Origin of the sequence: Sphingomonas agri (assembly GCF_038148795.1) — a bacterium.
Classification (GTDB): domain Bacteria; phylum Pseudomonadota; class Alphaproteobacteria; order Sphingomonadales; family Sphingomonadaceae; genus Sphingomicrobium; species Sphingomicrobium agri.
The window spans coordinates 611609-634775 of sequence record NZ_JBAPEU010000001.1 but is presented as its reverse complement, the minus strand read 5'-3'; the positions used below and the strand labels follow the sequence as shown (position 1 = coordinate 634775).

17 protein-coding genes are annotated in these 23167 nt (G+C 63.8%); 9 read left to right on the top strand and 8 right to left on the bottom strand.

From position 1 onward, the window contains the following. Nucleotides 1–8: 8 nt before the first annotated feature. Nucleotides 9–1121, bottom strand: coding sequence for an S-(hydroxymethyl)glutathione dehydrogenase/class III alcohol dehydrogenase (locus V8192_RS03190; protein ID WP_341631602.1), 1113 nt, complete (start codon nt 1119–1121; stop codon nt 9–11). Between the two features lie 31 nt (nt 1122–1152). Continuing rightward, on the bottom strand, nt 1153–1836 hold the full coding sequence (locus V8192_RS03185; protein WP_341631601.1) for a glutamine amidotransferase-related protein: 684 nt from the start codon (nt 1834–1836) through the stop codon (nt 1153–1155). A gap of 61 nt (nt 1837–1897) precedes the next feature. Between V8192_RS03185 and V8192_RS03180 the strand changes: the two genes are divergently transcribed. From V8192_RS03180 to V8192_RS03160, 5 genes are read left to right on the top strand one after another with little or no spacing between them, the layout of a single operon-like run. Beyond that, the gene (locus V8192_RS03180; protein ID WP_341631600.1) at nt 1898–2665 is read left to right on the top strand and encodes an SDR family NAD(P)-dependent oxidoreductase; all 768 of its coding nucleotides are present in this window, start codon (nt 1898–1900) and stop codon (nt 2663–2665) included. After that, entirely contained in the window at nt 2662–3471 is an 810-nt protein-coding gene (locus V8192_RS03175) for an enoyl-CoA hydratase family protein (RefSeq protein WP_341631599.1), read from the top strand. The genes V8192_RS03180 and V8192_RS03175 overlap by 4 nt, the downstream gene beginning before the upstream one ends. Next, nucleotides 3471–4604, top strand: a complete 1134-nt coding sequence (locus V8192_RS03170) for an acyl-CoA dehydrogenase family protein (protein ID WP_341631598.1) — start codon at nt 3471–3473, stop codon at nt 4602–4604. Before V8192_RS03175 ends, V8192_RS03170 begins: the two co-directional genes overlap by 1 nt. A gap of 5 nt (nt 4605–4609) precedes the next feature. Then, a complete protein-coding gene (locus V8192_RS03165; protein WP_341631597.1) occupies nt 4610–5005 on the top strand; it encodes a RidA family protein in 396 nt (131 codons plus the stop codon). Continuing rightward, a complete protein-coding gene (locus tag V8192_RS03160) occupies nt 5002–6588 on the top strand; it encodes an AMP-binding protein (RefSeq protein ID WP_341631596.1) in 1587 nt (528 codons plus the stop codon). The genes V8192_RS03165 and V8192_RS03160 overlap by 4 nt, the downstream gene beginning before the upstream one ends. Nucleotides 6589–6598: 10 nt before the next feature. On the opposite strand, the gene V8192_RS03155 is transcribed toward V8192_RS03160, so the two are convergent. The 3 genes from V8192_RS03155 to V8192_RS03145 all read right to left on the bottom strand — a co-directional run bounded on the left by V8192_RS03155 (nt 6599) and on the right by V8192_RS03145 (nt 11556). Continuing rightward, nucleotides 6599–8674, bottom strand: a complete 2076-nt coding sequence (locus tag V8192_RS03155) for an ATP-binding protein (protein ID WP_341631595.1) — start codon at nt 8672–8674, stop codon at nt 6599–6601. Between the two features lie 87 nt (nt 8675–8761). Further along, complete coding sequence (gene scpA, locus V8192_RS03150; protein WP_341631594.1) at nt 8762–10900, bottom strand: methylmalonyl-CoA mutase; 2139 nt, start codon at nt 10898–10900, stop codon at nt 8762–8764. Nucleotides 10901–10986: 86 nt separating this feature from the next. Next, nucleotides 10987–11556 carry an SOS response-associated peptidase gene (locus V8192_RS03145; protein WP_341631593.1) on the bottom strand — a complete coding sequence of 190 codons (570 nt, stop codon included), beginning with the start codon at nt 11554–11556 and terminating at the stop codon, nt 10987–10989. A 263-nt stretch (nt 11557–11819) separates the two neighbouring features. Here V8192_RS03145 and V8192_RS03140 point away from each other — a divergent pair, with 263 nt between their 5' ends. The 3 genes from V8192_RS03140 to V8192_RS03130 all read left to right on the top strand — a co-directional run bounded on the left by V8192_RS03140 (nt 11820) and on the right by V8192_RS03130 (nt 17473). Then, nucleotides 11820–14144, top strand: coding sequence for a PAS domain-containing protein (locus tag V8192_RS03140; RefSeq protein ID WP_341631592.1), 2325 nt, complete (start codon nt 11820–11822; stop codon nt 14142–14144). 200 nt (nt 14145–14344) lie between these two features. After that, nucleotides 14345–14638: an EF-hand domain-containing protein gene (locus V8192_RS03135; protein ID WP_341631591.1), complete on the top strand. Its 294-nt coding sequence runs from the start codon at nt 14345–14347 to the stop codon at nt 14636–14638. Between the two features lie 222 nt (nt 14639–14860). Further along, nucleotides 14861–17473 carry a GAF domain-containing protein gene (locus tag V8192_RS03130; protein WP_341631590.1) on the top strand — a complete coding sequence of 871 codons (2613 nt, stop codon included), beginning with the start codon at nt 14861–14863 and terminating at the stop codon, nt 17471–17473. Nucleotides 17474–17479: 6 nt separating this feature from the next. Here V8192_RS03130 and V8192_RS03125 read toward each other — a convergent pair whose 3' ends face one another. Then, entirely contained in the window at nt 17480–18814 is a 1335-nt protein-coding gene (locus V8192_RS03125) for a DUF4118 domain-containing protein (RefSeq protein ID WP_341631589.1), read from the bottom strand. Nucleotides 18815–18943: 129 nt separating this feature from the next. Between V8192_RS03125 and V8192_RS03120 the strand changes: the two genes are divergently transcribed. Continuing rightward, nucleotides 18944–20860 carry a potassium transporter Kup gene (locus V8192_RS03120; RefSeq protein ID WP_373276309.1) on the top strand — a complete coding sequence of 639 codons (1917 nt, stop codon included), beginning with the start codon at nt 18944–18946 and terminating at the stop codon, nt 20858–20860. On the opposite strand, the gene V8192_RS03115 is transcribed toward V8192_RS03120, so the two are convergent. Beyond that, complete coding sequence (locus V8192_RS03115) at nt 20857–21474, bottom strand: response regulator (protein ID WP_341631588.1); 618 nt, start codon at nt 21472–21474, stop codon at nt 20857–20859. The two genes, V8192_RS03120 and V8192_RS03115, sit on opposite strands and share 4 nt — an antisense overlap. Then, entirely contained in the window at nt 21471–23102 is a 1632-nt protein-coding gene (locus V8192_RS03110) for a sensor histidine kinase (protein WP_341631587.1), read from the bottom strand. The genes V8192_RS03115 and V8192_RS03110 overlap by 4 nt, the downstream gene beginning before the upstream one ends. Nucleotides 23103–23167 lie beyond the last annotated feature (65 nt).

The following is a 23167-nucleotide window of genomic DNA, read 5'->3' as shown; positions in this document are numbered from 1 at the left end:
GCTCTCCCCTAGTAGATCACGACCGAGCGGATGCTCTCGCCCGCGTGCATGAGGTCAAAGCCCTTGTTGATGTCGTCAAGCTTCAGCGTGTGGGTGATCATCGGATCGATGGCGATCTTCCCGTCCATGTACCAGTCGACGATTTTGGGCACGTCGGTGCGCCCCTTGGCCCCTCCAAAGGCCGTGCCGCGCCAATTGCGGCCCGTAACCAGCTGGAAGGGTCGCGTCGCAACCTCCTTGCCCGCTTCGGCAACGCCGATGATGATGCTCGTGCCCCAGCCGCGATGGCAGCATTCAAGAGCGGTCCGCATGACCTCGACATTGCCGGTCGCGTCGAAGGTATAGTCAGCACCGCCGTCGGTGATCTTCAGCACTTCCTCGATGATCGCCTGCCGGTCCTTGCCACGGCCATCGATGAAGTCGGTCATGCCGAACTTGCGGCCCCATTCCTCGCGGTCGGGATTGATGTCGACGCCGACGATCTTGTTCGCGCCGACCAGCCTCGCGCCCTGGATGACATTGAGGCCAATCCCGCCAAGTCCGAACACGACGACGTTCGCGCCCGGTTCGACCTTTGCCGTCTTGACCACAGCGCCCACCCCGGTGGTCACCCCGCAGCCGATGTAGCAGCTCGTCTTGAAGGGCGCGTCTTCACGAATCTTCGCGACCGCGATTTCCGGAAGAACGGTGAAGTTCGAAAAGGTCGAGCAGCCCATATAATGATAGATGGTCTCGCCCTTGTAGCTGAAGCGGCTCGTGCCGTCGGGCATCAGGCCCTTGCCCTGGGTTGCGCGGATAGCGGTGCAAAGGTTGGTCTTGCCCGAAAGGCACGATTTACACTGGCGGCACTCCGGCGTGTAAAGCGGGATGACGTGGTCGCCAGGCTTCACGCTGGTGACCCCGGGGCCGACCTCGCGGACGATGCCCGCACCTTCGTGACCCAGAATCGAGGGAAATATGCCTTCGCTGTCGAAGCCATCGAGCGTGTAGGCGTCCGTATGGCAGATGCCCGTCGCCATGATCTCCACGAGCACTTCACCGGTCTTGGGCCCGTCGAGGTCGACCTCCACGATCTCGAGCGGCTGCTTTGCCTCGAAAGCGACGGCGGCGCGGGTCTTCATGTCCTAGCTCTCCAGTTTGAAGTTGGGAGCGCTATGCCTCCAAGAAGCGCCTTATCCAACCGGCAACGCGCTCATTGTCGTTGGGCGCCTCGAGCGACGCGATCGCCGTCTCGGGATCGGGCACGATGTCGTACCGCTTCTCGATCAGTGCCCTGGCGAAGGCGGGTGAGAATTCCGGGTGGAATTGGAAGGAGATGGCGGGACGATCGCACCAGGCCAGCGCAGCATAGGGAGTGAAGGACGAGCGGGCGATGATCTCGGTTGCTGGAGGCTGCATCACGACCTGGTCCTGGTGCGATGCCGGCGCCGCGATGCTGGAGCCCCCACCGTCCATCCAGGGCTCCTCGCGGACGATCTCGTAGCGGTGCAGGCCCGCGCCCCAGCCCCTGTCCGACTTCTCGACATGACCGCCCAGGGCCTCGGCCATGACCTGATGTCCAAAGCAGATGCCGACCAATTTCCTTTCCCGCGCCGAGCGGATGAACTCCTGCAGCGGCCCGATCCAGGGAAAGGGATCATAGACGCCCGCCGGCGAACCGGTGATGAGATAGGTCTCGTGCGCAGAGGGATCCGCCGGAAGCTGGCCCGCCTGAATGTCGAAGCGCTCGATTTCGAAGGCTGGGCCAAGCAGGGTCGAAAACATGTCCGGATAGTCGCCGAACTCTTCTGCAAGATCGCCGGGGGGCCGCCCGGTCTCGAGTATCGCAACCTTCATGCGGGCCGCCTTGCCACCTCAGGTCGGTTGGGCCAATGCTCTAAATGAGAGAGGGGAGAGCATGGCACAGGCTCCGCTTGCCGGTCGTCACGCGCTGATTACCGGCGGAGGCACGGGTATCGGCGCAGCTGCGGCCGACCACCTCAGCGCCGCGGGGGCCAAGCTGTCACTGCTGGGTCGCCGTCTGGAGCCGCTCCAGGCAATAGCGGAACGTCATTCGGGCATTGCGATTGCGTGCGACGTCACTGTCCCTCAGCAGGTCGCGGACGCGTTCGAGGAGGCCCGCACCCTGAACGGTCCGATCGACCTTCTCATCGTCAATGCCGGGATCGCGGAGAGCGCTCCCTTCCACAAGATGACCCGCGAAAGCTGGGACCGGATCATCGGGACCAACCTCACGGCGGCGTTCGAATGCTCCTCAAGGGCGATGGGGGACCTCCTTGCGAGCGACAACGGCAGGCTGGTGTTCGTTGCCTCGGTCGCAAGCCTTCGCGGCGTGCCTTACGCTGCTCATTACGCGGCATCGAAGCATGGAGTGCTTGGCCTCATGCGTTCGCTCGCAGCCGAATATGCCAAGACCAGGCTGACCGTGAACGCCGTCTGTCCCGGCTATGTCGACACGCCGATGACCGACCATTCCGTCGCGCGCGTGTCCCAGATCACCGGCCGCAGCGAAAGCGAGGCGCGTTCGGCAATCACCGACATGAATGCGAGCGGGCGGCTGGTCGACCCGCAGGCGATCGGCAATGTCATCGCCATGCTCTGCCTGCCGCTTTCCTGCGACATCAACGGGGCCGCAATCACCATCGATGGAGGAACCGCGGCGTGACCTGGGACCCCGCGAGTTTCCAGCCCAGGCACTTCGAATGGAAGTTCGAGAAAGGCGTGGCGACCGTCACGCTCAATCGGCCGGAACGAAAGAACCCCCTGACTTTCGAGAGCTACGACGAGCTGCGCGACATGTTCCGTGCGCTCAAAAACGCGCGCTCCGTCAAGGTCGTGGTGATGCGCGGCGCGGGCGGCAACTTTTGCAGCGGGGGCGATGTCCATGAAATCATCGGCCCGCTGACGAAGATGGACTGCGAAGGTCTGCTGCGCTTCACGCGCATGACCGGCGATCTCGTGCGTGCAATGCGTTGCTGTCCCCAGCCCATTCTCGCCGCCGTCGAGGGTGTCTGTGCCGGTGCAGGCGCAATCCTCGCAATGGCAAGCGACATCCGCTTTGGCCAGCCGGGCTGCAGGACCGCCTTCCTGTTCACGCGCGTAGGCCTCTCGGGGGCTGACATGGGAGCATGTGCAATCCTGCCAAGACTGATCGGACATGGCCGGGCCGCGGAGCTTCTGTTCACCGGCCGTGACATGACAAGCGAGGAAGGATTGAGCTGGGGCTTCTACAATCGGGTGGTCGAGGACGTGCAGGCGCAAGTCTATGCGCTCGCCGACGAGATCGCCAAGGGCCCCACGATCGCGCATGCGGTTACCAAGCGGCAGCTGGACGCCGAATGGAACGCGACCATCGATGAAGCCTTGGAGATGGAGGCTCGGGCGCAGGCGCGGTGCATGGATACGAACGACTTCCGCAGGGCCTACGAGGCGTTCGCGAACAAGCGCAGGCCCGAGTTCCAGGGTGATTGATGGCCGACAAGAGCTTTCTTTCGTGGCCCTTCTTCGAACCGCGGCACCGGGAGCTGGCTGAGAGGCTGCAGGACTGGTGCCGCCAAATGCCGCCGACGGAAGGCGACGTCGACGCGAGCTCCCGCCTACTGGTACAGGAACTGGGCAGCGCGGGCTTTCTCAAACTGTGCGTTGCGAATGGCGATGCACGGCCTGACGTGCGCAGCCTCGCAATCGCTCGCGAAACGCTCGCCTACCATGATCCGCTCGCTGACTTCGCTTTTGCAATGCAAGGCCTGGGATCGGGGGCAATCAGCCTTTTTGGAACCGTCGAGCAGAAACGCGAGTGGTTACCGAGGGTCGCGAGCGGTGACGCGGTCGCCGCCTTCGCCATGACCGAACCTGAATGCGGGTCGGATGCAGCCAACATGCAAACATCGGCCATGCGCGAGGGCAACGAATGGGTGCTGGTCGGAGAAAAGACCTACATCTCGAACGGAGGCATTGCAGATTTCTACGTAACCTTTGCCCGGACGGGCGAGGCCGAGGGTGCCCGCGGGCTCTCGGCCTATATCGTTCCTTCCGGGGCGGTGAGGGTCAGCGAGCGCATCGACGTGATTGCTCCTCATCCCCTCGCGCGGCTCAGCTATGACAAGGTGCGTCTCCCGGCTGACGCGATCATCGGCGAGCCCGGCGAAGGTTTCAGGATCGCCATGGAAACGCTCAACCTTTTTCGGGTGACGGTCGGGGCGGCAGCGCTGGGCATGGCGCGCCGGGCGCTCGATGAGGCCCTCCACCGGACAAAAAACCGCCGTCTTGGAAACGCTACGCTTGCGGACAATGCCGTTACGCAGGCCGCCCTTGCCGACATGGCGCTCGCCGTCGATGCCTCAGCACTGCTCATTTACCGGGCCGCCTGGCAGCAGGATAAGGGCGGCGCCGATCATCGCCGTGCAGCGGCCATGGCCAAGCTTCACGCGACGGAATCGGCACAGAAGGTCATTGATGCTGCGGTCCAGATGCACGGAGGTGCGGGTGTCACTCGCGGAGTGAAGGTCGAGGAACTGTACCGCGATATCCGCGCGCTTCGCATCTACGAAGGCGCAAGCGAGGTGCAGCGCCAGATCATCGCTCGTGATCTGCTCAAGGGGTAACAACCATGAAAATCTTGCAGCCGCCCAATTGGCCCCGCCCCAAAGGCTATTCGAATGGAGTAAGTGCAAAGGGACGAATGATCTTCACCGCCGGCGTCGTCGGCTGGGACGAGCACGAGAGCTTCCCCGACTACACGCTCCACGGCCAGTTCGCGCGCGCACTCATGAACACGCTCGAGATCCTCGCACAGGACGGCGCGGGACCGCAGCATGTCGTGCGCATGACCTGCTACGTGACGGACCGCCACGAATATATGGTCTCCCGCGACGAGATCGGTGCTGCCTGGAAAGAGATCATGGGTCCGAACTATCCGGCAATGGCACTCGTCGAAGTACGCGCGCTCGTCGAAAGCGCCGCCAAGGTCGAGATCGAAACCACGGCCGTCGTGGAGGATGAGTGACGTACGACACCTTCGTGCGTGACAGACTGCCGCCGCCGGACCTGTTGCCGGAATTTCGCTTCGACTTGCCCGAACTTCAATATCCCGAACGACTGAACGCGGCTGCCGAACTGTTGAAGGGAGGCATTCCAGAAGCGCTTGCAGTGATCAACGATCACGGTCGCTGGACCTACGCCGAGCTCGACGACTTCAGTGGCCGGATCGCCCGGCTGCTGGTGGAGCAGCATGGTCTCCTCCCCGGCAACCGCGTCCTGCTTCGCGGTCCAAACGGCTTTACGATGTTCGCCGCTTGGCTTGCTATCCTCAAGGCGGGCGGTGTCGTCGTCGCGACCATGCCGCTGCTCCGGCCCGGCGAGATTGCGACGGTGATCGAACGGGCACAGATCTCGCACGCGGTCGTGGACAGCCGCTTTATCGGCGACTTCCGGCAGGCGGTCGACCAGACGCACTTCGTCAAACACGTAATCAAATATGACGGCGATTACGGGCGAGGCGAGCTGGAGACGCGCACGGCGTTGCTCCAGCCGCTTGGGGCGCTCGAGACCGCGAGCAGCGATCCGGCGCTCGTCGCATTTACCAGCGGCACGACGGGTGTGCCCAAGGGCTGCGTGCATTTTCACCGCGACATCCTTGCTCCGTGCGACACGTTCGCAAGACATCTCGTCGGGCCCGGGCCCGGCGACGTCTTCCTCACCAGTGCCCCGATGGCCTTCACCTTCGGACTGGGCATTACGCCGATGTTCCCGCTCCGGTTCGGAGCGGCGAGCGCGACGATTGAACAGGCAAATCCCCCGGCGCTGCTGGAGGCGGTGGCCAAGTTTGGCGTCACCCACCTCGGCACCGCGCCGACGGCCTACAAGGCGATGCTGGCCCAGCCCCTTCTCGACGAGGCTCTCAAGACCCTTCGCTACTGCATTTCTGCGGGCGAGCACCTTCCCGAGGCGAGCTGGCGAGCCTGGAAGGACCGCACGGGCATCGCCATCACCGACGGCATCGGATCGACCGAGATGATGCACATCTTCGTCTCTGCGGCGGGGGACGAGATCCGGCCCGGCTCAACCGGCAAAGCCGTACCTGGATATACGGCATGCGTCCTCGACGACGACGGACTGCCCTTGGAAAAAGGCGTCGGACGGCTGGCCATCAGGGGGCCGACCGGTTGTCGGTACCTCGATGATCCCCGCCAGAGCGACTATGTCGTCAACGGCTGGAACGTGACAGGTGACACCTATCGCGCGGACGGCGACGGTTATTATTGGTATCTTGCTCGAAGCGACGACATGATCGTGAGCTCCGGCTACAATATCGGTGCGCCTGAAGTGGAAAATGCGCTGCTCTCCCATCCGGCGGTTGCCGAGTGCGCGGTCATCGGAACGCCCTGTCCCGAGCGCGGGCAGAAGGTCAAAGCCTTCGTGGTGCTCACCGCAGGAAGCGCTGCATCGGAGGAGCTCGCCGCGGCACTGCAGGCGCACGCCAAGCAGGCGATCGCTCCCTATAAGTATCCGCGCGAGATCGAGTTCGTTGAGGCGCTTCCCAAGACCGCGACCGGCAAGCTCAGGCGAAGCGAACTGCGCCAGCCCTAGATCGCAAGGCCTACTCGAATTCGACGATCACCTGATCGACGGCAAGGCTGTCACCGGCTTTTGCAGGCGTCGACTTGACCCTCGCCGCCTTGGGCGCGCGGAGGATGTTTTCCATCTTCATTGCTTCCATGACGGCGACCGGCTGGCCTGGCTCGACCGCGTCGCCGACTGCAACGTCGAGCTTGGTCAGAAGACCGGGCATGGGCGCGAGGAGCAGCCGCGACAGGTCGGGTGCGGGCTTTTCTATCATGTACCGCGAAAGGTCGGCGACATGCGGAGAGAGTACCTGAACCTTGTGGGTGGCGCCGCGGGTCTGGAGCTCCCAGTTGCGTCCAACGCGGCGCACCTGGACGGTCCTCAGCCTGCCGTCGATTACGGCCGACAACAGCCGCTGCCCGGGTGTCCAGCGTCCGACGATATCGACGAGGTCGCGGTCGTCGATCACTGCGATCGTTCCCCCCTTGTAGGGCTTGATGCGCACGCGGTGGCTCGCGGCGCCATCGAGCCTCACGATGCGCTCGCAGGGAAAGTGCAGCCTGTCGCCCAGCTGGTCGCTGATGTCTGCGGCACGTTCGTCGGTGATGACTGCGACCATGCCGGCGATGGCAATCAGGTCCTCGATCAGCTGCTCGTCCGCGGGGGCTCCGGCAAATCCGTCCGGATATTCGTCGGCAATGAAGCCCGTCGTAATGTCGCCCGATCGAAAGCGCGGGTGCTGCATCAGGGCCGACAGGAAGTCGACATTGTCGCTGATGCCATCGATCACGAACTGGTCGAGCGCCCCGATCTGGGCGTCGACTGCCTCGAGCCGCGTTGGTGCCCAGGTAACGAGCTTGGCAATCATCGGGTCGTAGAACATGCTGACCTCGCCGCCATCGGCGACGCCGTCGTCAACCCTTACCCTGAGGTCCTCTCCAGTGGGCAAAGCTGATCCGCCCTTGGGCTTGCGCGTCTCGTCAGCTTCAAAGGGAGGCCTTGGTCCCACTTCCTTTGGCGGCCAGTATCTCACCAGCCGTCCGGTGCTCGGAAGAAAGCTGCGATAGGGATCTTCGGCATAGACCCTGGTTTCGACGGACCAGCCGTTGATGCCGATGTCGGCCTGGTCGAACTTGAGCTTCTCGCCGGCGGCAACGCGGATCATCTGCTCGACGAGATCAAGGCCGGTAATCTCTTCCGTCACCGGGTGCTCGACCTGGAGGCGGGTGTTCATCTCGAGGAAGTAGAAGCTCTTGCCGCTTGGATCGGCACCGTTGACGATGAGCTCGACCGTGCCCGCGGAATGGTACCCGACCGCCCGCGCGAGAGCGACCGCCTGCTCCCCCATTGCCTTTCGCATCTCGGAGGACACGAATGGTGAAGGTGCTTCCTCCACGACTTTCTGGTTGCGGCGCTGGATCGAACACTCGCGTTCGTTGAGGTAGAGGATGTTGCCGTGCTTATCGCCGAGCACTTGGATCTCGATGTGCCGGGGCGCCTCGATGAACTTCTCGATGAAGACACGATCGTCCCCGAAGCTGTTGAGGCCCTCCCGCTTCACGCTCTCGAAGCCCTCGCGCACGTCTTTTTCGGACCAGGCAAGGCGCATGCCCTTTCCGCCGCCGCCCGCCGACGCCTTCATCATCACAGGGTAGCCGATGTCAGCAGCGATCCGGACCGCCTCGTCGGTGGTCGCAATATCGCCGAGATAGCCTGGGACGACGTTGACGCCCGCCTTGGCGGCGAGCTTCTTCGATTCGATCTTGTCGCCCATCGCCGCGATGGCCTTGGGGGGCGGCCCGATGAAGGTGATGCCGGCTTTGTCGAGGGCTTTTGCGAAACTCTCGCGCTCTGAAAGAAAGCCGTAGCCCGGATGAACCGCTTCGGCGCCCGTTGCCTTGCACGCGTCGATGATGAGCTCGGCCTTGAGGTAGGATTCCGAGGCAGGCGGCGGTCCGATGCGAACGCTCTCGTCGGCCAGCTTCACGTGCGGCGCGCGCGCGTCCGCGTCAGAGTAGACGGCGACCGTCTTGATGCCCATCCGGCGTGCGGTTCGGATGACCCGGCACGCAATCTCACCGCGATTGGCGATCAGGATTTTCTTGAACATCTCAGCCTTTTGAATGCCCCCGAGACCACCAGCAGCCGTGGGTCCGGACGGCGTATGGGGTCGGGGAAAGGATGAAGACAAGCGCCTTCACTCTGCGGCCTCGTCGAGCGGCGGCCGATTGTGGCCGAGCAGACGCAGCACTTCATCGGCAGCGTCGGCGAGATTGGTTCCGGGACCGAAGATCGCCTGCACGCCCGCAGCACGGAGCATCGCATAGTCCTGCGGCGGAATGACACCGCCGGCGACCACCTTGATGTCGGCGCGGCCCATTTCCTTCAGCGCATCGATCATTTCGGGGATGAGCGTCCGGTGGCCCGCTGCAAGCGAGCTTGCACCCACCACGTCGACATCGTTCTCGATTGCCATTTGCGCGGTTTCGCGCGGTGTCTGGAACAGAGGTCCAGGGATGACGTCGAAACCAAGATCGGTGAACGCCGATGCGACCAGGTTCGCACCGCGGTCGTGGCCGTCCTGGCCCATCTTCGCGACCATGAGCCGGGGCTTGCGGCCGAGCCGGTCCGCGACCGACCGGGTGCCCTCCTCTGCCATCTTCCAGCGCCCGTCGCGCCGCGCAGCGCCGTAGATGCCGCGCACCGGCTCAGGCTTGGTACGGTAGCGCCCGAAGGCGCTTTCGAGCGCGTCCGATATCTCGCCGAGCGTGCAGCGAGCCCTTGCGGCCTCGACGCTCAGGCGAAGGAGATTGTCATTACCCCGCGCCCCCTGCTCCAGCGCTTCCAGGGCCGAGCGGGCCTTTAGTTCGTCGCGGCCGGCCCGGACTTTTGCGATCTTGGCGATCTGGGAGGCGCGCACCTTGGCATTGTCGACCTCGAGGATCTCGACGGGCTGTTCCTCGGCCAGGCGATAACGGTTGACCCCGACGATCACGGTCTCGCCCGTGTCGACCTTCGCGGCGCGCGCGGCGGCGGCTTCCTCTATCCTGTGCTTGGGCAGGCCTTCCGCAACGGCCTTCGTCATTCCGCCATGAGTCTCGACTTCCTGGATGAGCTCCCAGGCATGCTCCTCGAGCTCGCGGGTCAGCTTTTCCACGTAGAAGCTGCCGCCGAGGGGATCTGCGACGGCTGTGACACCGCTTTCCTCGGCCAGGACGAGCTGGGTGTTGCGGGCAATCCGGGCGCTGAAATCCGTCGGCAGTGCGATCGCCTCGTCGAAACTGTTGGTGTGCAGCGACTGCGTTCCGCCCAGGACCGCGGCGAGCGCCTCGATCGTGGTGCGGATGATGTTGTTGTAAGGGTCCTGCTCAGTAAGGCTGACGCCCGAGGTCTGGCAGTGGGTGCGCAGGCGCTTCGACTCATCCCTTTGCGCACCGAGGCCGGTCATGATGCGGTGCCACAAGGTACGAGCCGCACGAAGCTTTGCGACTTCCATGAAGAGGTTCATGCCGATGCCGAAGAAGAAGCTCAGACGCGGCGCGAAATCATCGATGTCGAGGCCGTCGGCCTTGGCGCACCGGACATATTCCATGCCGTCGGCGAGGGTGTAGGCCAGCTCCTGCACCGCCGTCGCACCCGCCTCGTGCATGTGATAGCCGCTGATCGAGATCGAATTGAACTTCGGCATCTCCGCTGCGCAATAAGCGATGATGTCGCTGACGATGCGCATCGAGGGTTCGGGCGGGTAGATATAGGTGTTGCGGACCGCGAACTCCTTCAGGATGTCGTTCTGGATCGTGCCGGTAAGCTTGGCGTTCGGGACGCCTTGCTCTTCGCCGGCGACGATGAAGAAGGCCATGACCGGAAGAACCGCCCCGTTCATGGTCATGCTCACCGACATCTGGTCGAGAGGAATGCCGTCGAAGAGCAATTTCATGTCTTCGACCGTGTCGATCGCAACACCGGCCATGCCGACATCGCCGGCAACGCGCGGGTTGTCGCTATCGTAGCCGCGGTGGGTGGCAAGGTCGAAAGCGACGCTGAGGCCTTTCTGGCCTGCGGCAAGGTTGCGGCGATAGAAGGCATTGGATTCTTCGGCGGTCGAGAAACCCGCATATTGGCGGATGGTCCAGGGTCGGCCGGCGTACATCGTCGCGTAAGGACCGCGCGTGAAAGGCGCGAGGCCAGGATAGCCGCTGTCGATTCCCTCGGTCTCGCCCGGCCCGTAGACCGTCTCGAGGGGAATGTTCTCGACCGTTTGGCAGCGAAGGTCCTTGCCGCGGCTCTCCTTCGAGGCGAGAGCTTCCCAGTCGGATTTCGAGGTCTTGTCGGTCACGGGCGCGGCTTAGCGCGGGGTTTGGGCAATCGCCAGCTTCCGTTGGCCACCGGACGAGCGTGCCGGCGACGGGGCGACGCTGCGTTTCAACAGATCTGCTTCACCTCGAGGCTCCCTCCTGGGAGCGGTTTCAGGATGTCGCGGGCAGGAACGCCGGGATCGAGCCAGCGGCTGAACTGCGCCGGCGCAAGGACGACGACCTGGCGGTTGTGATAAGGCCGGACGTCCTCGCCAGGCTCTGTCGTCAGCATCGTAAAGGCCTCGCCCACCTTCACATCGGTGCGCCACAGCCCGGCGATTGCGAAAAGCGGAGAATCGCGAAGGGTGAAGAGCCACTTGTGCTTGCGCTTTACCTTGGGATCGGTCTGGGCGGTGAACTCGAAAAACCCGTCCGCAAGAATGAGGCAGCGCCCACTGCCGAATTCGCGCCCTTCGGAGCGGAAATTGTAAACGGGCTTGCCGACGGGACCCGGCCAGCTCCAGCGGCGGACCACGAGCTGGTTGTCCTGACGCACGATCGGTCCCGCGTCCGTGATTGCAATGTCGCCCGGCTGAAGGTTGGGAAGACCTTCGGGAAACGTCAGCGGCATCTGTATGTCGCGGAACAGCCGTGCGACCTCGTCGACCGATTTCGACTGGGTGTAGAGGTTGCACATCGGGACCCCAATAAGAGCGCCGCGCGGGCGATGCGAATTGAAACTGGACGTTCGCAGGCGAGCATTCGCCGGCAGGCTTTCGGGACGTGGCCGAGCCGGCTCAGACCGGAGGGCAACTGCCCTCCTGTAACCCAAGTCACTCGACTCTTGTCTTTTTTGCGGGAATCATCCCGGCCATGGCCGAAAGGGGGGGCAGTCGCGAGCCGTTGACGGGGAAGTCCAGCTCGCCCCGGTCGAGCACGCGTCCTCGCGAGGACATGGAAATGCTGGTGACCAGGCTTGGCGGCGGCCACCTCGATTTCACGGCAATGCTCGCGATCGCTGACGTCCTCCCCGTGATGATCGGCTATGTCGACGAGGCCCTGAGCCTCCAATTTGCCAATCGACCCTTCGCAGAATGGCTCGAAGTGCCGCGCGGACAACTGATCGGCCGAAGGGTGGTCGATCTCATCGGCGAGCAGCGTTTCGAGCTGCGCGAGGCCAATTACCGCCGTGCGCTCGCCGGCGAGCGCCTCTTCTTCGTTTCCGAGTTCGATCACCCGACCCGCGGCAACGTCGCCCTTCAAAGCGATTATGTGCCGTGGGCCGATGCCAAAGGCCGGATCCAGGGCTTCCTCGTCATCCACCAGGATGTGACCGAACAACGAACGGCCGAGCGTGCGCTTCGCGAGAGCGAGGAGAGGTTCCGGCGCATCGCCAATTCCGCGCCTGCCTTGATGTGGGTCACCCGGATCGACCGCGTGCGCGACTTCGTCAACGAGACCTACGCGGAGTTCGCGTGCGGTCCGGGCTGCGACATCGAAACGGCGCGGACGCTTGATTGGCGGGGACGAATCCATCCTGACGATGTCGACCGCATCGTCGCTGAGAGCATTGCCGGGGAAGCTTCGCTCAAGCCCTTTACGCTCGAAGGACGATACAGGCGATACGACGACGAGTATCGCTGGCTGCGGACCGTCTCGCAGCCGCGTTTCGGACCCGGGGGAGAACTGATCGGCTTCATCGGGGTCGGCAGCGACATCACCCTCGCCAAGGAGGCCGAGCTCGAACTTCGCCGCCAGGTGGAGGAGCAGACGGCGCAGCTTGCGGCTTCCGAAGCCCAGTTTCGGGCGGTGTTCGAGGCCGCGCTCGAAGTCATGGTCCTGCTGAAGCCCGATGGAACGGTGCTTGCCGTCAACAATCGGCGCGAGGCCTGGCGTCACGACGACCCCGTGTCGGCCGTAGGGCACAAGCTGTGGGAAGCCCCGACCATGCGCGCTTACCCGCAGCACGTTCCGACCATGAAGAAAGCCATCGCCGCGGCCGCTCGCGGCACGGTTTTCACGACCGAGGTCAAGATGGAGCGGGAAGGCGTTGCAACCGCTTATCTCGACGTCTCGGTCCAGCCCGTCCGGGCGACGGACGGCAAGATCATCTACCTGTTGTTCGAAGCGCGCGACATCACCGATCTCAAGCTGACGCAGGAGCAGCTGCGCCAGAGCCAAAAGATGGAGGCGCTGGGGCAGCTGACCGGAGGGATCGCTCACGACTTCAACAACTTGCTGACGGTGGTGGTCGGGGGCCTCGATATCATCGCCAAGCGCGCCGAGGACGGGAAGCTCAAGCGCTATGCCGACAATGCGCTTGCAGCAGCGGAACGAGGAGCCCGCCTCACGGGGCAGCTGCTCGCCTTCAGCCGCGTTCAACGGCTGGAAGTGCGACCGACGTTCGTTGCTCCTCTCATCCAAAACATGCGGCCCCTGCTACGCAATGTCCTTGGCCCTGGGATCAGCAAGCAATTCGATCTTGATGAAGCAATGATGGCGGTGATGGCCGACCCTACCCAGCTCGAGGTCGCAGTCCTCAACCTCGCGATCAACGCGCGCGACGCAATGCCCGACGGCGGCACCCTGACCTTCTCGTCGAGACGGGTGCGTGTCAGCGGCGAGGCCGACGTCGAGGACGGCGACTATATCGAGCTCACCATCAGTGACACTGGCTTCGGGATGCCGCCCGAAGTGCTTGAACGGGCATTTGAGCCCTTTTTCACCACCAAGGAGGTGGGCAAGGGGACCGGGCTCGGGCTCTCGATGGTCTACGGGATGGCGCATCAATCGGGAGGCGCCGTCCGCATCGAAAGCCAGCCCGGCAAAGGTACGGCGGTCAAGCTCTTGTTCCGCAAGGCGGACAGTGCGGTCGTCGAAGCTGCGGCTGGTACCGATGAGCCTGTCGGCACGATGGTCCCCCTTGCTCCGCTTTCCATCCTCGTCATCGACGATGATCCCGACGTCCGCGGCTTCATCGTCAATAGCCTGGAAGAACAGGGCTATCGGGTGCGCGAGGCGAGCGATGGACGAGAGGGCCTGGCGGCGCTTGAGCGTGAAGTACCGGACCTCGTGGTGCTGGACTTCATCATGCCTGGTCTCTCGGGCGCGGAGGTCGCCCGGCAAATCCGGGCCAAGCGGCCTGACCAGCCGATCCTGTTCGTCTCGGGCTACAGCGAAACTGAAGCGGTAAAGCGGACGGCTCCGGATGCACCGCTCCTTGCCAAGCCCTTCCGGGCCGATGCCCTGCAAAAAGCGGTCCGGGGGGCGCTGACAGCAAACTAAGCTCGCCGGGAGCCGTCGAACCCTGGCGGATCCCTGCAGGACGTGACCTTGCAGCGAGGCCTTCTTTCAGCGGACCGCGGTTCCAGGGCCAAGTTCACGCATTTGCATGCCGGTTTCCTGTTGGATCTTCTCTGCCTGGGGCGGTGATACCCGCTAGGGTTTATTGCTGAACGCTCCGTGTCCTCGAGCGTTGAGGCCGAATGGTTCGAAAAATCATCGCCTTCTCGATTGTGGCGGTTGCGGCCGCGGGCCCCGCGCGGAGCCAGGCCAGCTTGCAGCCGACGCCCGCGGCGCTGCAGATCTTCGAACGCGACTGGGTTCTGATGAACTGGGCCCTCAAATATTACGATGCCAACGGCGACATCCTGCTTGAGCCCGGAGAGGCGCAGGCAGCCGCAGAGGCCTTCCGCAAGCTTGCCGACGTCGATCGGGACGGACGCGTGACGCAGGAGGAATATCGCGCGGCGCGTGAATTCATTCTGGCAAGATACTGATCTGGAACAGCGCCTTCTTGGAGCGATCGAAGGCCCCGACCCCAAGCAGGAAGGCGGCGACGCTTGCTACCGATGTCTTCCTCCAGCCTTGCGGCGCGTCCGGAAAAACCAAGGGCCGCCAGGGGCGGCAAGAGAAAGTAGGCCCTCCCCATCCGGCGCGCCGGAACTGAACCGGCGATCAATCTTTTGGCGAAGACGGACATTCTCCCTAAAGGCCCCGCGATGGATATGCCGCGTACCCAGTACAGCCGGCCCGGCTTTCTTGCCGGTGTCGGCGAGATGCGTGATCGCATTACCGCTTTCGATTGGTCCGCCAGCTCCCTCGGGCCAATCGACACATGGCCCGCCGTTCTGAAGACCACGGTCGCGCTCATCCTCCAGTCGCCGGTGCCTATCGTGACCCTTTGGGGCGAGCCCGGCGTGATGATCTACAATGATGCCTATGCGCTGTTTGCAGGCGCCAGGCACCCGCAGATCCTGGGAGCCGACGTCCTCGATGGCTGGCCCGAAGCAGCGGACTGGAACCGCACTGTCATGGACCGGGTGTTCCACCTGGGCGAAAGCCTTTCCTACCAGGACCAGGAGCTCGCTCTCCAGCGCAGCGACGGCCTCGAGCCCGTCTGGATGAACCTCGATTATTCGCCGGTGATCAATGACGATGGAAGTATCGTCGGGGTCATTGTGATCGTCGTCGAGACCACTTCGAAGGTTCGCGCGGAGCGGCGTCTCAGCGGCGAGCGCGAGCGGCTTCGGCGAATGTTCGACGCCGCGCCGGGGTTCACCGCGCTGCTCGAAGGGCCCGAACACCGGTTCGTCATGGCCAATCCCGCCTATGAGGCGCTCGTCGGACGCAAGGTCGTCGGCAAGACGGTTCGGGAGGCGCTTCCCGAAGTCGCCGACCAGGGCTTCATCGAGCTGCTCGACAACGTCGCAAGGTCCGGAGAGGCCTATATCGGCCGCGCCGTACCGGTCCGGCTGGGCAAGGTCGGCGGGAAACACGAAAAGTTCGTCGATTTCGTCTACCAGCCGATCACGAATGAGGATGGCGAACTCATCGGCATTTTCGTCGAGGGCTATGACGTTACCGACCACAAACGTGCCGAGGCCCTCGGCACGGTGCACAACCGCGTGCTCGAGCTCGCGATCGAGGACCGGCCCCTCGAGGAGACGCTCGAGGCCTTGACGAGGATCGTCGAAGAGAATTCGAGCTGCGGCGTCCTCGCCTCGATCCTCCTTCTCGACCCGGACGGGAAGCATCTTCGGCACGGTGCCGCTCCCACTTTGCCCGATGCCTATAACGAGGCGATCGACGGCGTGGAGATCGGCCCCGACGTCGGCTCCTGCGGCACGGCGGCCTTCACGGGCGAGCCTGTTTTCGTCACCGACATTGCATCGGATACCAAGTGGCGGGACTTTCGCGGCCTCGCGAGCGAGCACGGGATCGCCGCCTGCTGGTCCATCCCGATCGTCACCGGCGCAGGCAAGGTCCTGGGAACGTTCGCGATGTACCACCGTGAACCGCGCGAACCTGTTCAGGGAGATCTGGACCTTGTCGAACTGATCACGCGCAGCGCCTCCATCGTGATTACCCGCAAGCGCGCCGAGCAGGCGCTGCGCGAGCTCAATGAAACGCTCGAGGCACGCGTCGTTGACGAGATTGCCGAGCGCCGCGCGGCTGAGGTCGCGTTGCAGCAGGCGCAGAAAATGGAATCGATCGGAAAGCTGACCGGAGGAGTCGCCCACGACTTCAACAACCTCCTCCAGATCATATCCGGAAACCTCCAGCTTCTTCAGGCTGAAATCACACCGGGGAGCAAGGCCGAGCGGCGCATTGTCAACGCGATGGCCGGCGTCCAGCGCGGCGCCAAGCTTGCGAGCCAGCTGCTTGCCTTCGGGCGGCGCCAGCCGCTGGAGCCGAAGGTGATCAACATCGGCCGGCTCGTCGGCGGCATGGAGGATCTCCTGCGCCGCAGCATCGGCGAAAGCATCGAAATGGAAACAGTGGTTTCGGCCACCCTGTGGAATGCGTTTGCCGACCCGACCCAGGTCGAGAATGCAGTGCTCAATCTCGCGATCAACGCACGTGACGCGATGGACGGGGTCGGTAAGCTCACTGTCGAGGCGCGCAATGCGCATCTCGATCACGCCTATTCCCTCCAGAACTCCGACGTCCGGCCCGGCCAATATGTGATGCTCGCCGTCAGCGACACCGGAAGCGGCATGCCGGCCGAACTGCTCGAGCGCGTGTTCGAGCCCTTTTTCACGACCAAGGCCGAAGGCAAGGGGTCGGGCCTTGGACTCTCGATGGTCTACGGTTTCGCCAAGCAGTCGGGCGGCCACGTGAAAATCTACAGCGAGGTCGGCGAGGGAACCACGGTGCGGCTCTACCTCCCGCGCATCTACGAGAGCGAGGAAGTTGCAGCAGGTCCTGAACTCGTGGAAGCCGGCGGCGGCTCCGAGACGATCCTGGTCGTCGAGGATGATGGCGAAGTCCGCGGGATCGTCACGGACATGCTGCGCGAGCTCGGCTATAAGGTGCTCACGGCCAAGGACGCTGCAAGCGCGGTCCCGATTCTCGAAAGCGGAGTGAAGATCGACCTGCTCTTCACCGACGTCGTGATGCCGGGCCCGGTGCGCAGTCCCGAACTGGCGCGCAAGGCACGGGAGCTCATCCCCGGCATCGCGATCCTGTTTACCTCCGGATATACGGAAAATGCGATCGTGCACGGCGGGCGTCTCGACCCGGGCGTCAACCTTCTGGCCAAGCCCTACAGCCGGCAAGCGCTTGCAGCACGCATCCGCGACGCTTTGGGCAAGGCGCTCGAGCCCGCCTAGCGGATCCTATCCGGCAACCAGGCGGTAGCCCACCGCGGGTTCGTTGATGATGATCTCCGGCCGCGCCGGGTTGCGCTCCAGTTTCTGCCTCAGCGCGCGGACAGCGACGCGTAGATATTCGGTCTGGGTCTCCTGCGCGGGTCCCCAGGCCGTGCGCAGCAGATGCTCGTGGCTGAGCACTCGGCCCGGGTGTTTGGCAAGTTCGGCAAGAACCGCATATTCCTTCGGCGTCAGGTGGACGTCCCTGCCGTCTCTCGAGACCGTCCTCTGGAACAGGTCGATGGCGACGCTTCCTGCCCTGATCGGCTTCTGGTCCGAGGCGGGATCGAGTTTCAGGAGGTTGGAGATATAGCGTTCGAGCTTCGCTGTTTCGCTTCCGATGCTCAAGACCAACGACTTGTCGGCATTTCCCGCCCTGCGCAGATCTCGAACAGCGCCGCTGATGGCGGCAAGCGAAGGACGCAAGTCCTCCCCGATCGAGCCGAGGAGCGCCGAGCGCAAACGGTCCCGCTCCCGGACGGTCGCGAACTGGCGCGTTTGCGCGTCGAGCCGCGCGCGCTCGAGCGCAAGTGCGACCTGGTCGAGGAGGCTGGTGAGAAGCTGCAGCTGAGCTTCGTCCACCGGAGGCATTCCATCGTCGCGAGCAAGGCCTGCTGCCGCAATCGGCGCACCTTCCGACCGCACCGGGTAGAAGACCCATTCGGCGGGCTGTGCCCGGGCCGTTCGGCGGCCGGCGGGCTCCCCCGTCTCCAGGGTGAGCGCCGCTGCTGCAACATCGCTCGGGGTCAGCCGATTTGGCGGGTCCGAGGCGACGATCACGGGCTCAGGAAGCCCTTTGACGATCATGGCGTTGCAGCCCAGGAGGACGCGCAGTTCCGCACAGGTCGTGCGGGCGATCTCCTCTTCGCTGCTCGACGACAGCAAGCGTCTTGCAAAGCCCGCGATGGTCGCGTTGCGCGCGGCATGCGCCGCCGCCAGCCGCGCCTGCGCCCGGATCCCGGCGGCGAGCCGGCTGGTCACGAGTGCCACGATCAGAAGGACGATGACCGTCACGACGTCCGCAACGCGGTTCATCCGGAACGTGTGAACCGGCTCCGTGAAGAAGAAATTGTAGGCAAGGCCCGCCCCGACGCCTGCAAGTAGCGCCGGGCCAAGCCCCCACAGGGCGGCCGCCGCAAGAACCGCGGGAAGATAGATCATGTCCACGGGGGCGGTGCCCCACCGCGGCGCGATCCAGAGGCCGATCAGGGTGGAAACCGCGACCATCGCAACAGCGCCGGCATAGGCCTGCACGCGCAAGAGCATCGACGGACGCGCCTCTTCGGGAAGCCGTTGCAGCATTGGCGCTAATTGCTCCTCGAGGCGCCGCACGCCAAGAGCACCGCTGCCCCTTCAGTCCCCGTCCCTCATGGGGGGCTCTCAAAAAACCACATAGAATCTTTATGCAGGCCGCGCCCACATCGCCCGTCCATGGCGACACTCGCAACACCCGCGGCGTTCGACGCTGACGACAGGCACCACGGCCCCAGGGAAGCCCTGCCCAAGCTGATGGTGGGCGCGATCGGCGTCGTCTACGGCGATATCGGAACCTCGCCCCTGTACACGATGAAGGAGAGCTTCCTGGGGCCGCACCCGCTCGCCGTCGACCGCCTCCACATCTTCGGTGTCCTCAGCCTCATCTTCTGGACGCTCATGATGATCGTGACCTTCAAATATGTGAGGGTCGCAATGCGCGCCGACAATCGCGGCGAAGGCGGTTCGTTTGCGCTTCTTTCGCTGATCGCTCGCAATCTCGAGGGCAAGAAGAACTGGGCGCCGACACTCGTGATCCTCGGCGTCCTTGCAACCTGCCTTTTCTACGGCGACGCGATGATCACTCCGGCAATTTCGGTTCTCTCGGCGGTCGAGGGCCTGGAGGTGGTCCAGGCGGGCCTGCAGCCACTCGTGATCCCGATCGCCATTGGCATTCTGATGGGCCTTTTCATCGTCCAGTCGCGGGGCACCGCGAAGGTCGGAAACATGTTCGGGCCGGTGATGCTCGTCTATTTCGCAGTGCTTGCAGCCCTGGGGGTAAGCAACATCGTCATCCATCCCGAGATCGTCGGGATACTCAACCCGCTGTGGGCGGTCCGCTTCTTTGCCTACAATCCCAAGCTTGCCTTCCTTGCGCTCGGATCGGTGTTTCTTGCGGTCACCGGGGCCGAAGCTCTTTATGCCGACATGGGCCACTTCGGCCGCAAGGCAATCAACATTTCTTGGGTAACGGTGGTCTATCCCTGCCTCGTCATAAATTATATGGGCCAGGGCGCACTGCTGCTCGGGCACCCACAAGCGGCGACCAACCCCTTTTTCCTGCTCGCTCCCGAATGGGCGCGCCTGCCCCTCGTTTTCCTCGCCACCATCGCCACGGTCATTGCGAGCCAGGCGGTCATCTCCGGCGCCTTCTCGGTTACCCACCAGGCAATTCAGCTCGGCTTCCTGCCTCGCCTGAGAACTGAGCACACGAGCGAGAAAGCGCGAGGACAAATCTACATACCCGCGGTCAACTGGAGCTTGCTCGCGATGGTGATCATCCTCGTGCTCGGCTTCAAGCAGTCGGGCAAGCTCGCATCGGCGTACGGCATCGCGGTAACCGGAACGATGCTCATCACATCGGTCATGCTGGGTGTGTTGATGCTCTACGTCTGGAAATGGAACCGCGTGCTGGCGATCGGCGCCACCTCGCTGTTTCTTCTCGTCGACGGCGCCTATTTCGCCTCGAACATCACCAAGATCCCCGACGGCGGCTGGTTCCCGCTACTCGTGGCGGCGATCAGCTTCACCGTGCTGACGACCTGGGCGAAGGGCCGCAGCCTGATGCGAGAACGATTGTCCGAAGCAGCTCTTCCCCTTGCAGTGTTCATCAAGTCGGCGGCAGCCTCGGTCCACCGGGTCCGCGGGACTTCGGTCTTCCTCTCGACCTCGGCGGAGGTGGTTCCTGCCGCGCTTCTCCACAATCTGAAGCACAACCAGGTGCTCCACAGCCGCGTGCTGATCCTCAACGTAAAGGTCGAGGAAATCCCGGTCGTAGCCGCCGATAAACGGCTCGAGGTGCACGACGCCGGCCAGGGGTTCTACCGGGTCGTTCTTCACTACGGCTATATGGAGGAGGTCGACATCCCGCGTGACCTTGCGCGTATCGACACCTGCGGCGAGCCCTTCAACATGATGAGCACCAGTTTCTTCCTTGGCCGGCAGAAGCTCATTCCCTCCAAGAAGGTGCCGGGGATGGCGCTGTGGCGAGAGAAGCTCTTTGCGCTGATGCTCAAGAGTTCGGAAAGCGCGATGGAGTTCTTCAAGCTCCCGACCAACCGGGTCGTCGAACTCGGAAGTCAGCTCCGGATCTAGCGGCCGATAAGCTCCGCCGAACGGAGCGCGAGCTCGGTACGGTTCTCGACATGAAGCTTGTCGAAGATCGCGTGAAGATAGACCTTGACGGTTCCCTCGGTCACTCCGAGCTCGGAAGCGATATCGCGGTTCCTGAGGCCCTGGCGAACCAGCTCGATGAGCTCGCGTTCGCGCCTCGTCAGCGGCGGGGCGGACGCCGCTTTCGCCTCGGCCTGCCGAGTCTGCTCGGAAATCTCGGGATCGATCCACCGGCTGCCGGCCACGACCGCGTCCATGCATTCGAGCAGGTGGCCAGGATCGGAAGTCTTGAGCACCATGCCGTCGGGTGACAGCTCGGCGGCCGCGAGGAGCTGCGCTTCGTCCATGCCCGCGGTCAACAGGATCGTCTTGCGCCGCGTGCGGGGTCCAGAGATGCGTTTCAGGACGTCCAGTCCTGAACCGTCGGGCAAATGGACGTCCAGCAGCAGCAGGTCGGGTTTCAGCTTGGCGATCAGCCTGGTCGCTTCGGCAGCAGTTCGAGCGCGGCCCAGGAGCTCGTAGTCGGTGCCGCGAAGCAGCATCTCGAGGGCAGCTGCAATCATCGGATGATCGTCGACGAGAAGGACACGGGTCACGCAGCGGCTCCAGCGAGAGGAAGGCTTATCAGCACATTGGTCGATCCCGGCGCAGAAACCAACCGGATCGTGCCATTGGCTCGTTCCACCCGCTCCTTCAGGGACCAGGGCTCGGCGAACGTCCCGCCGTCGCCGTTGGAGAAACCCCGCCCATTATCGGCGACGCTGAGTTCCAGCCGGCCTTCCTCGACGGCGAGGCCGACGTCGATACGGTCGGCGTTTCCGTGCCTGACCGCGTTCGCGACCGCTTCGCGCAGCATTTGCTGGAGGTCGAGGTGAAGACGAATGGGAATTGCAGCCTCGTCATCCTTGGCACTGATCCTGCAGTCGACCGACCATTGGTTGCTCAGCCGCTCGGCAAGCGCGCGCAATTCCACCACCGATTCGCCGAGCTCGACATCCCGGCCGCGTCTGAGCGCGAGCACGAACCCGCGGATTTCCCCCTGTTCCTCAAGAAGCAGGCGCTTCAGCTCGTCGAGCTCGTCGCTGACGTCGGCGCCCGACTTGGCGGCACGCTTGATCGCTTCCACGCGAAAGCTCGTCCCCGCGAGAAACTGGACAATGCTGTCGTGGACGTCGCGCGCGAGCGACAGCCGCGTTCGCGCGGCCGCGCCCGTCTCGATCGCCTGGAGAAGGGCATGGCGCTCGAGCAGGAAACCGGCCGCGGTCCCGAGCTCGCGCCCGAAATCGATGAAGTCGGTCGAGAGGTCCGAAATGCCCCAGAGCGCAAGCCATCCGTGCTGAGTTCCGTTATGAACCTCGGCAATCAGGACATCGCGCGCGCCGATGCTCGCCAATTGATCGAGATCGACGAATGAGGAGGCGCGGCTGAACTGAAACCGGCCCTCGGGCACCCGGGTCAACGCCCGATCACGCACTGCATCAACGAGGAGGGCCGAGAAATTCACCTGCCGGACGAACGGTCGTCCAACGCTGAAGCTTTGGCGCTCGTCGCCCGTCAAAAGGAACCCGTCGCTCGGCTCCTCTCCGGTTGCTCCGATGATGAGCGCTCCGCACCTTGCCTGCGCGACCCGCATCACCGGGCGAAGAGCGCGGGCGAGCGGATTCTGCTCATCGGCGCCGACGCCTTCGAAGTCCTCAATCCTGAAGAAGAGGCGGGTCGAGCGCTGATGGATCCCGAACCAGATGAGAAGGAGCGACAGAATGACGAGCCATCCGCCGCGCACGACAAACCGTTCCAGCTCGAAGCTCTCGGTGCCGGCGACGAGAAGTCCTGCAACAAGATAGAGTGCGATAAGAGCGCTCGCCGTCAGCGCAGTCTCGCGCCAGCTCCACCGGATCGCCGCCGACAGGAGTGGGAGCACGAAGAACAGGAAGAATGGGCTGGTCGAGCCGTTGGTCGAAAATACGATCGCGGTGAATACCGCCATGTCGGCCGCGTGCGTCACGATCGCGAGACGGGCGTCGAGCCACCAGTGGCGCCAGGTCGCGGCGGCCACCGCAATCACCAGCGCGGCATAAAGGATCAGGAGCGAATAGTTGCCGGCGACCGCCCGCAATGGCTGGCTTCTGTCGAACAGCACGGCGACGAGGAAAAGGGTGGCGAGCATCACCCGTCCGAGCGCGATCACGCGGCCGCTTTGATACTTGAATTGCAGCGCGGTCATTCGCGGCACGCTTTGCACCCCTGGTGTCCTGCCCAGTCTATCCTAATGCAAGCCAAGGGAAAATC

Bases quoted from the DNA above. Each gene is read 5' to 3' on its own strand.
- V8192_RS03185 (WP_341631601.1), bottom strand. From the start codon at position 1,836: ATGAAGGTTGCGATACTCGAGACCGGGCGGCCCCCCGGCGATCTTGCA.
- V8192_RS03180 (WP_341631600.1), top strand. From the start codon at position 1,898: ATGGCACAGGCTCCGCTTGCCGGTCGTCACGCGCTGATTACCGGCGGA.
- V8192_RS03155 (WP_341631595.1), bottom strand. From the start codon at position 8,674: ATGTTCAAGAAAATCCTGATCGCCAATCGCGGTGAGATTGCGTGCCGG.
- V8192_RS03135 (WP_341631591.1), top strand. From the start codon at position 14,345: ATGGTTCGAAAAATCATCGCCTTCTCGATTGTGGCGGTTGCGGCCGCG.
- V8192_RS03125 (WP_341631589.1), bottom strand. From the start codon at position 18,814: ATGCTGCAACGGCTTCCCGAAGAGGCGCGTCCGTCGATGCTCTTGCGC.
- V8192_RS03145 (WP_341631593.1), bottom strand. From the start codon at position 11,556: ATGTGCAACCTCTACACCCAGTCGAAATCGGTCGACGAGGTCGCACGG.
- V8192_RS03140 (WP_341631592.1), top strand. From the start codon at position 11,820: ATGCTGGTGACCAGGCTTGGCGGCGGCCACCTCGATTTCACGGCAATG.
- V8192_RS03165 (WP_341631597.1), top strand. From the start codon at position 4,610: ATGAAAATCTTGCAGCCGCCCAATTGGCCCCGCCCCAAAGGCTATTCG.
- V8192_RS03120 (WP_373276309.1), top strand. From the start codon at position 18,944: ATGGCGACACTCGCAACACCCGCGGCGTTCGACGCTGACGACAGGCAC.
- V8192_RS03170 (WP_341631598.1), top strand. From the start codon at position 3,471: ATGGCCGACAAGAGCTTTCTTTCGTGGCCCTTCTTCGAACCGCGGCAC.
- V8192_RS03190 (WP_341631602.1), bottom strand. From the start codon at position 1,121: ATGAAGACCCGCGCCGCCGTCGCTTTCGAGGCAAAGCAGCCGCTCGAG.
- V8192_RS03130 (WP_341631590.1), top strand. From the start codon at position 14,861: ATGGATATGCCGCGTACCCAGTACAGCCGGCCCGGCTTTCTTGCCGGT.
- V8192_RS03110 (WP_341631587.1), bottom strand. From the start codon at position 23,102: ATGACCGCGCTGCAATTCAAGTATCAAAGCGGCCGCGTGATCGCGCTC.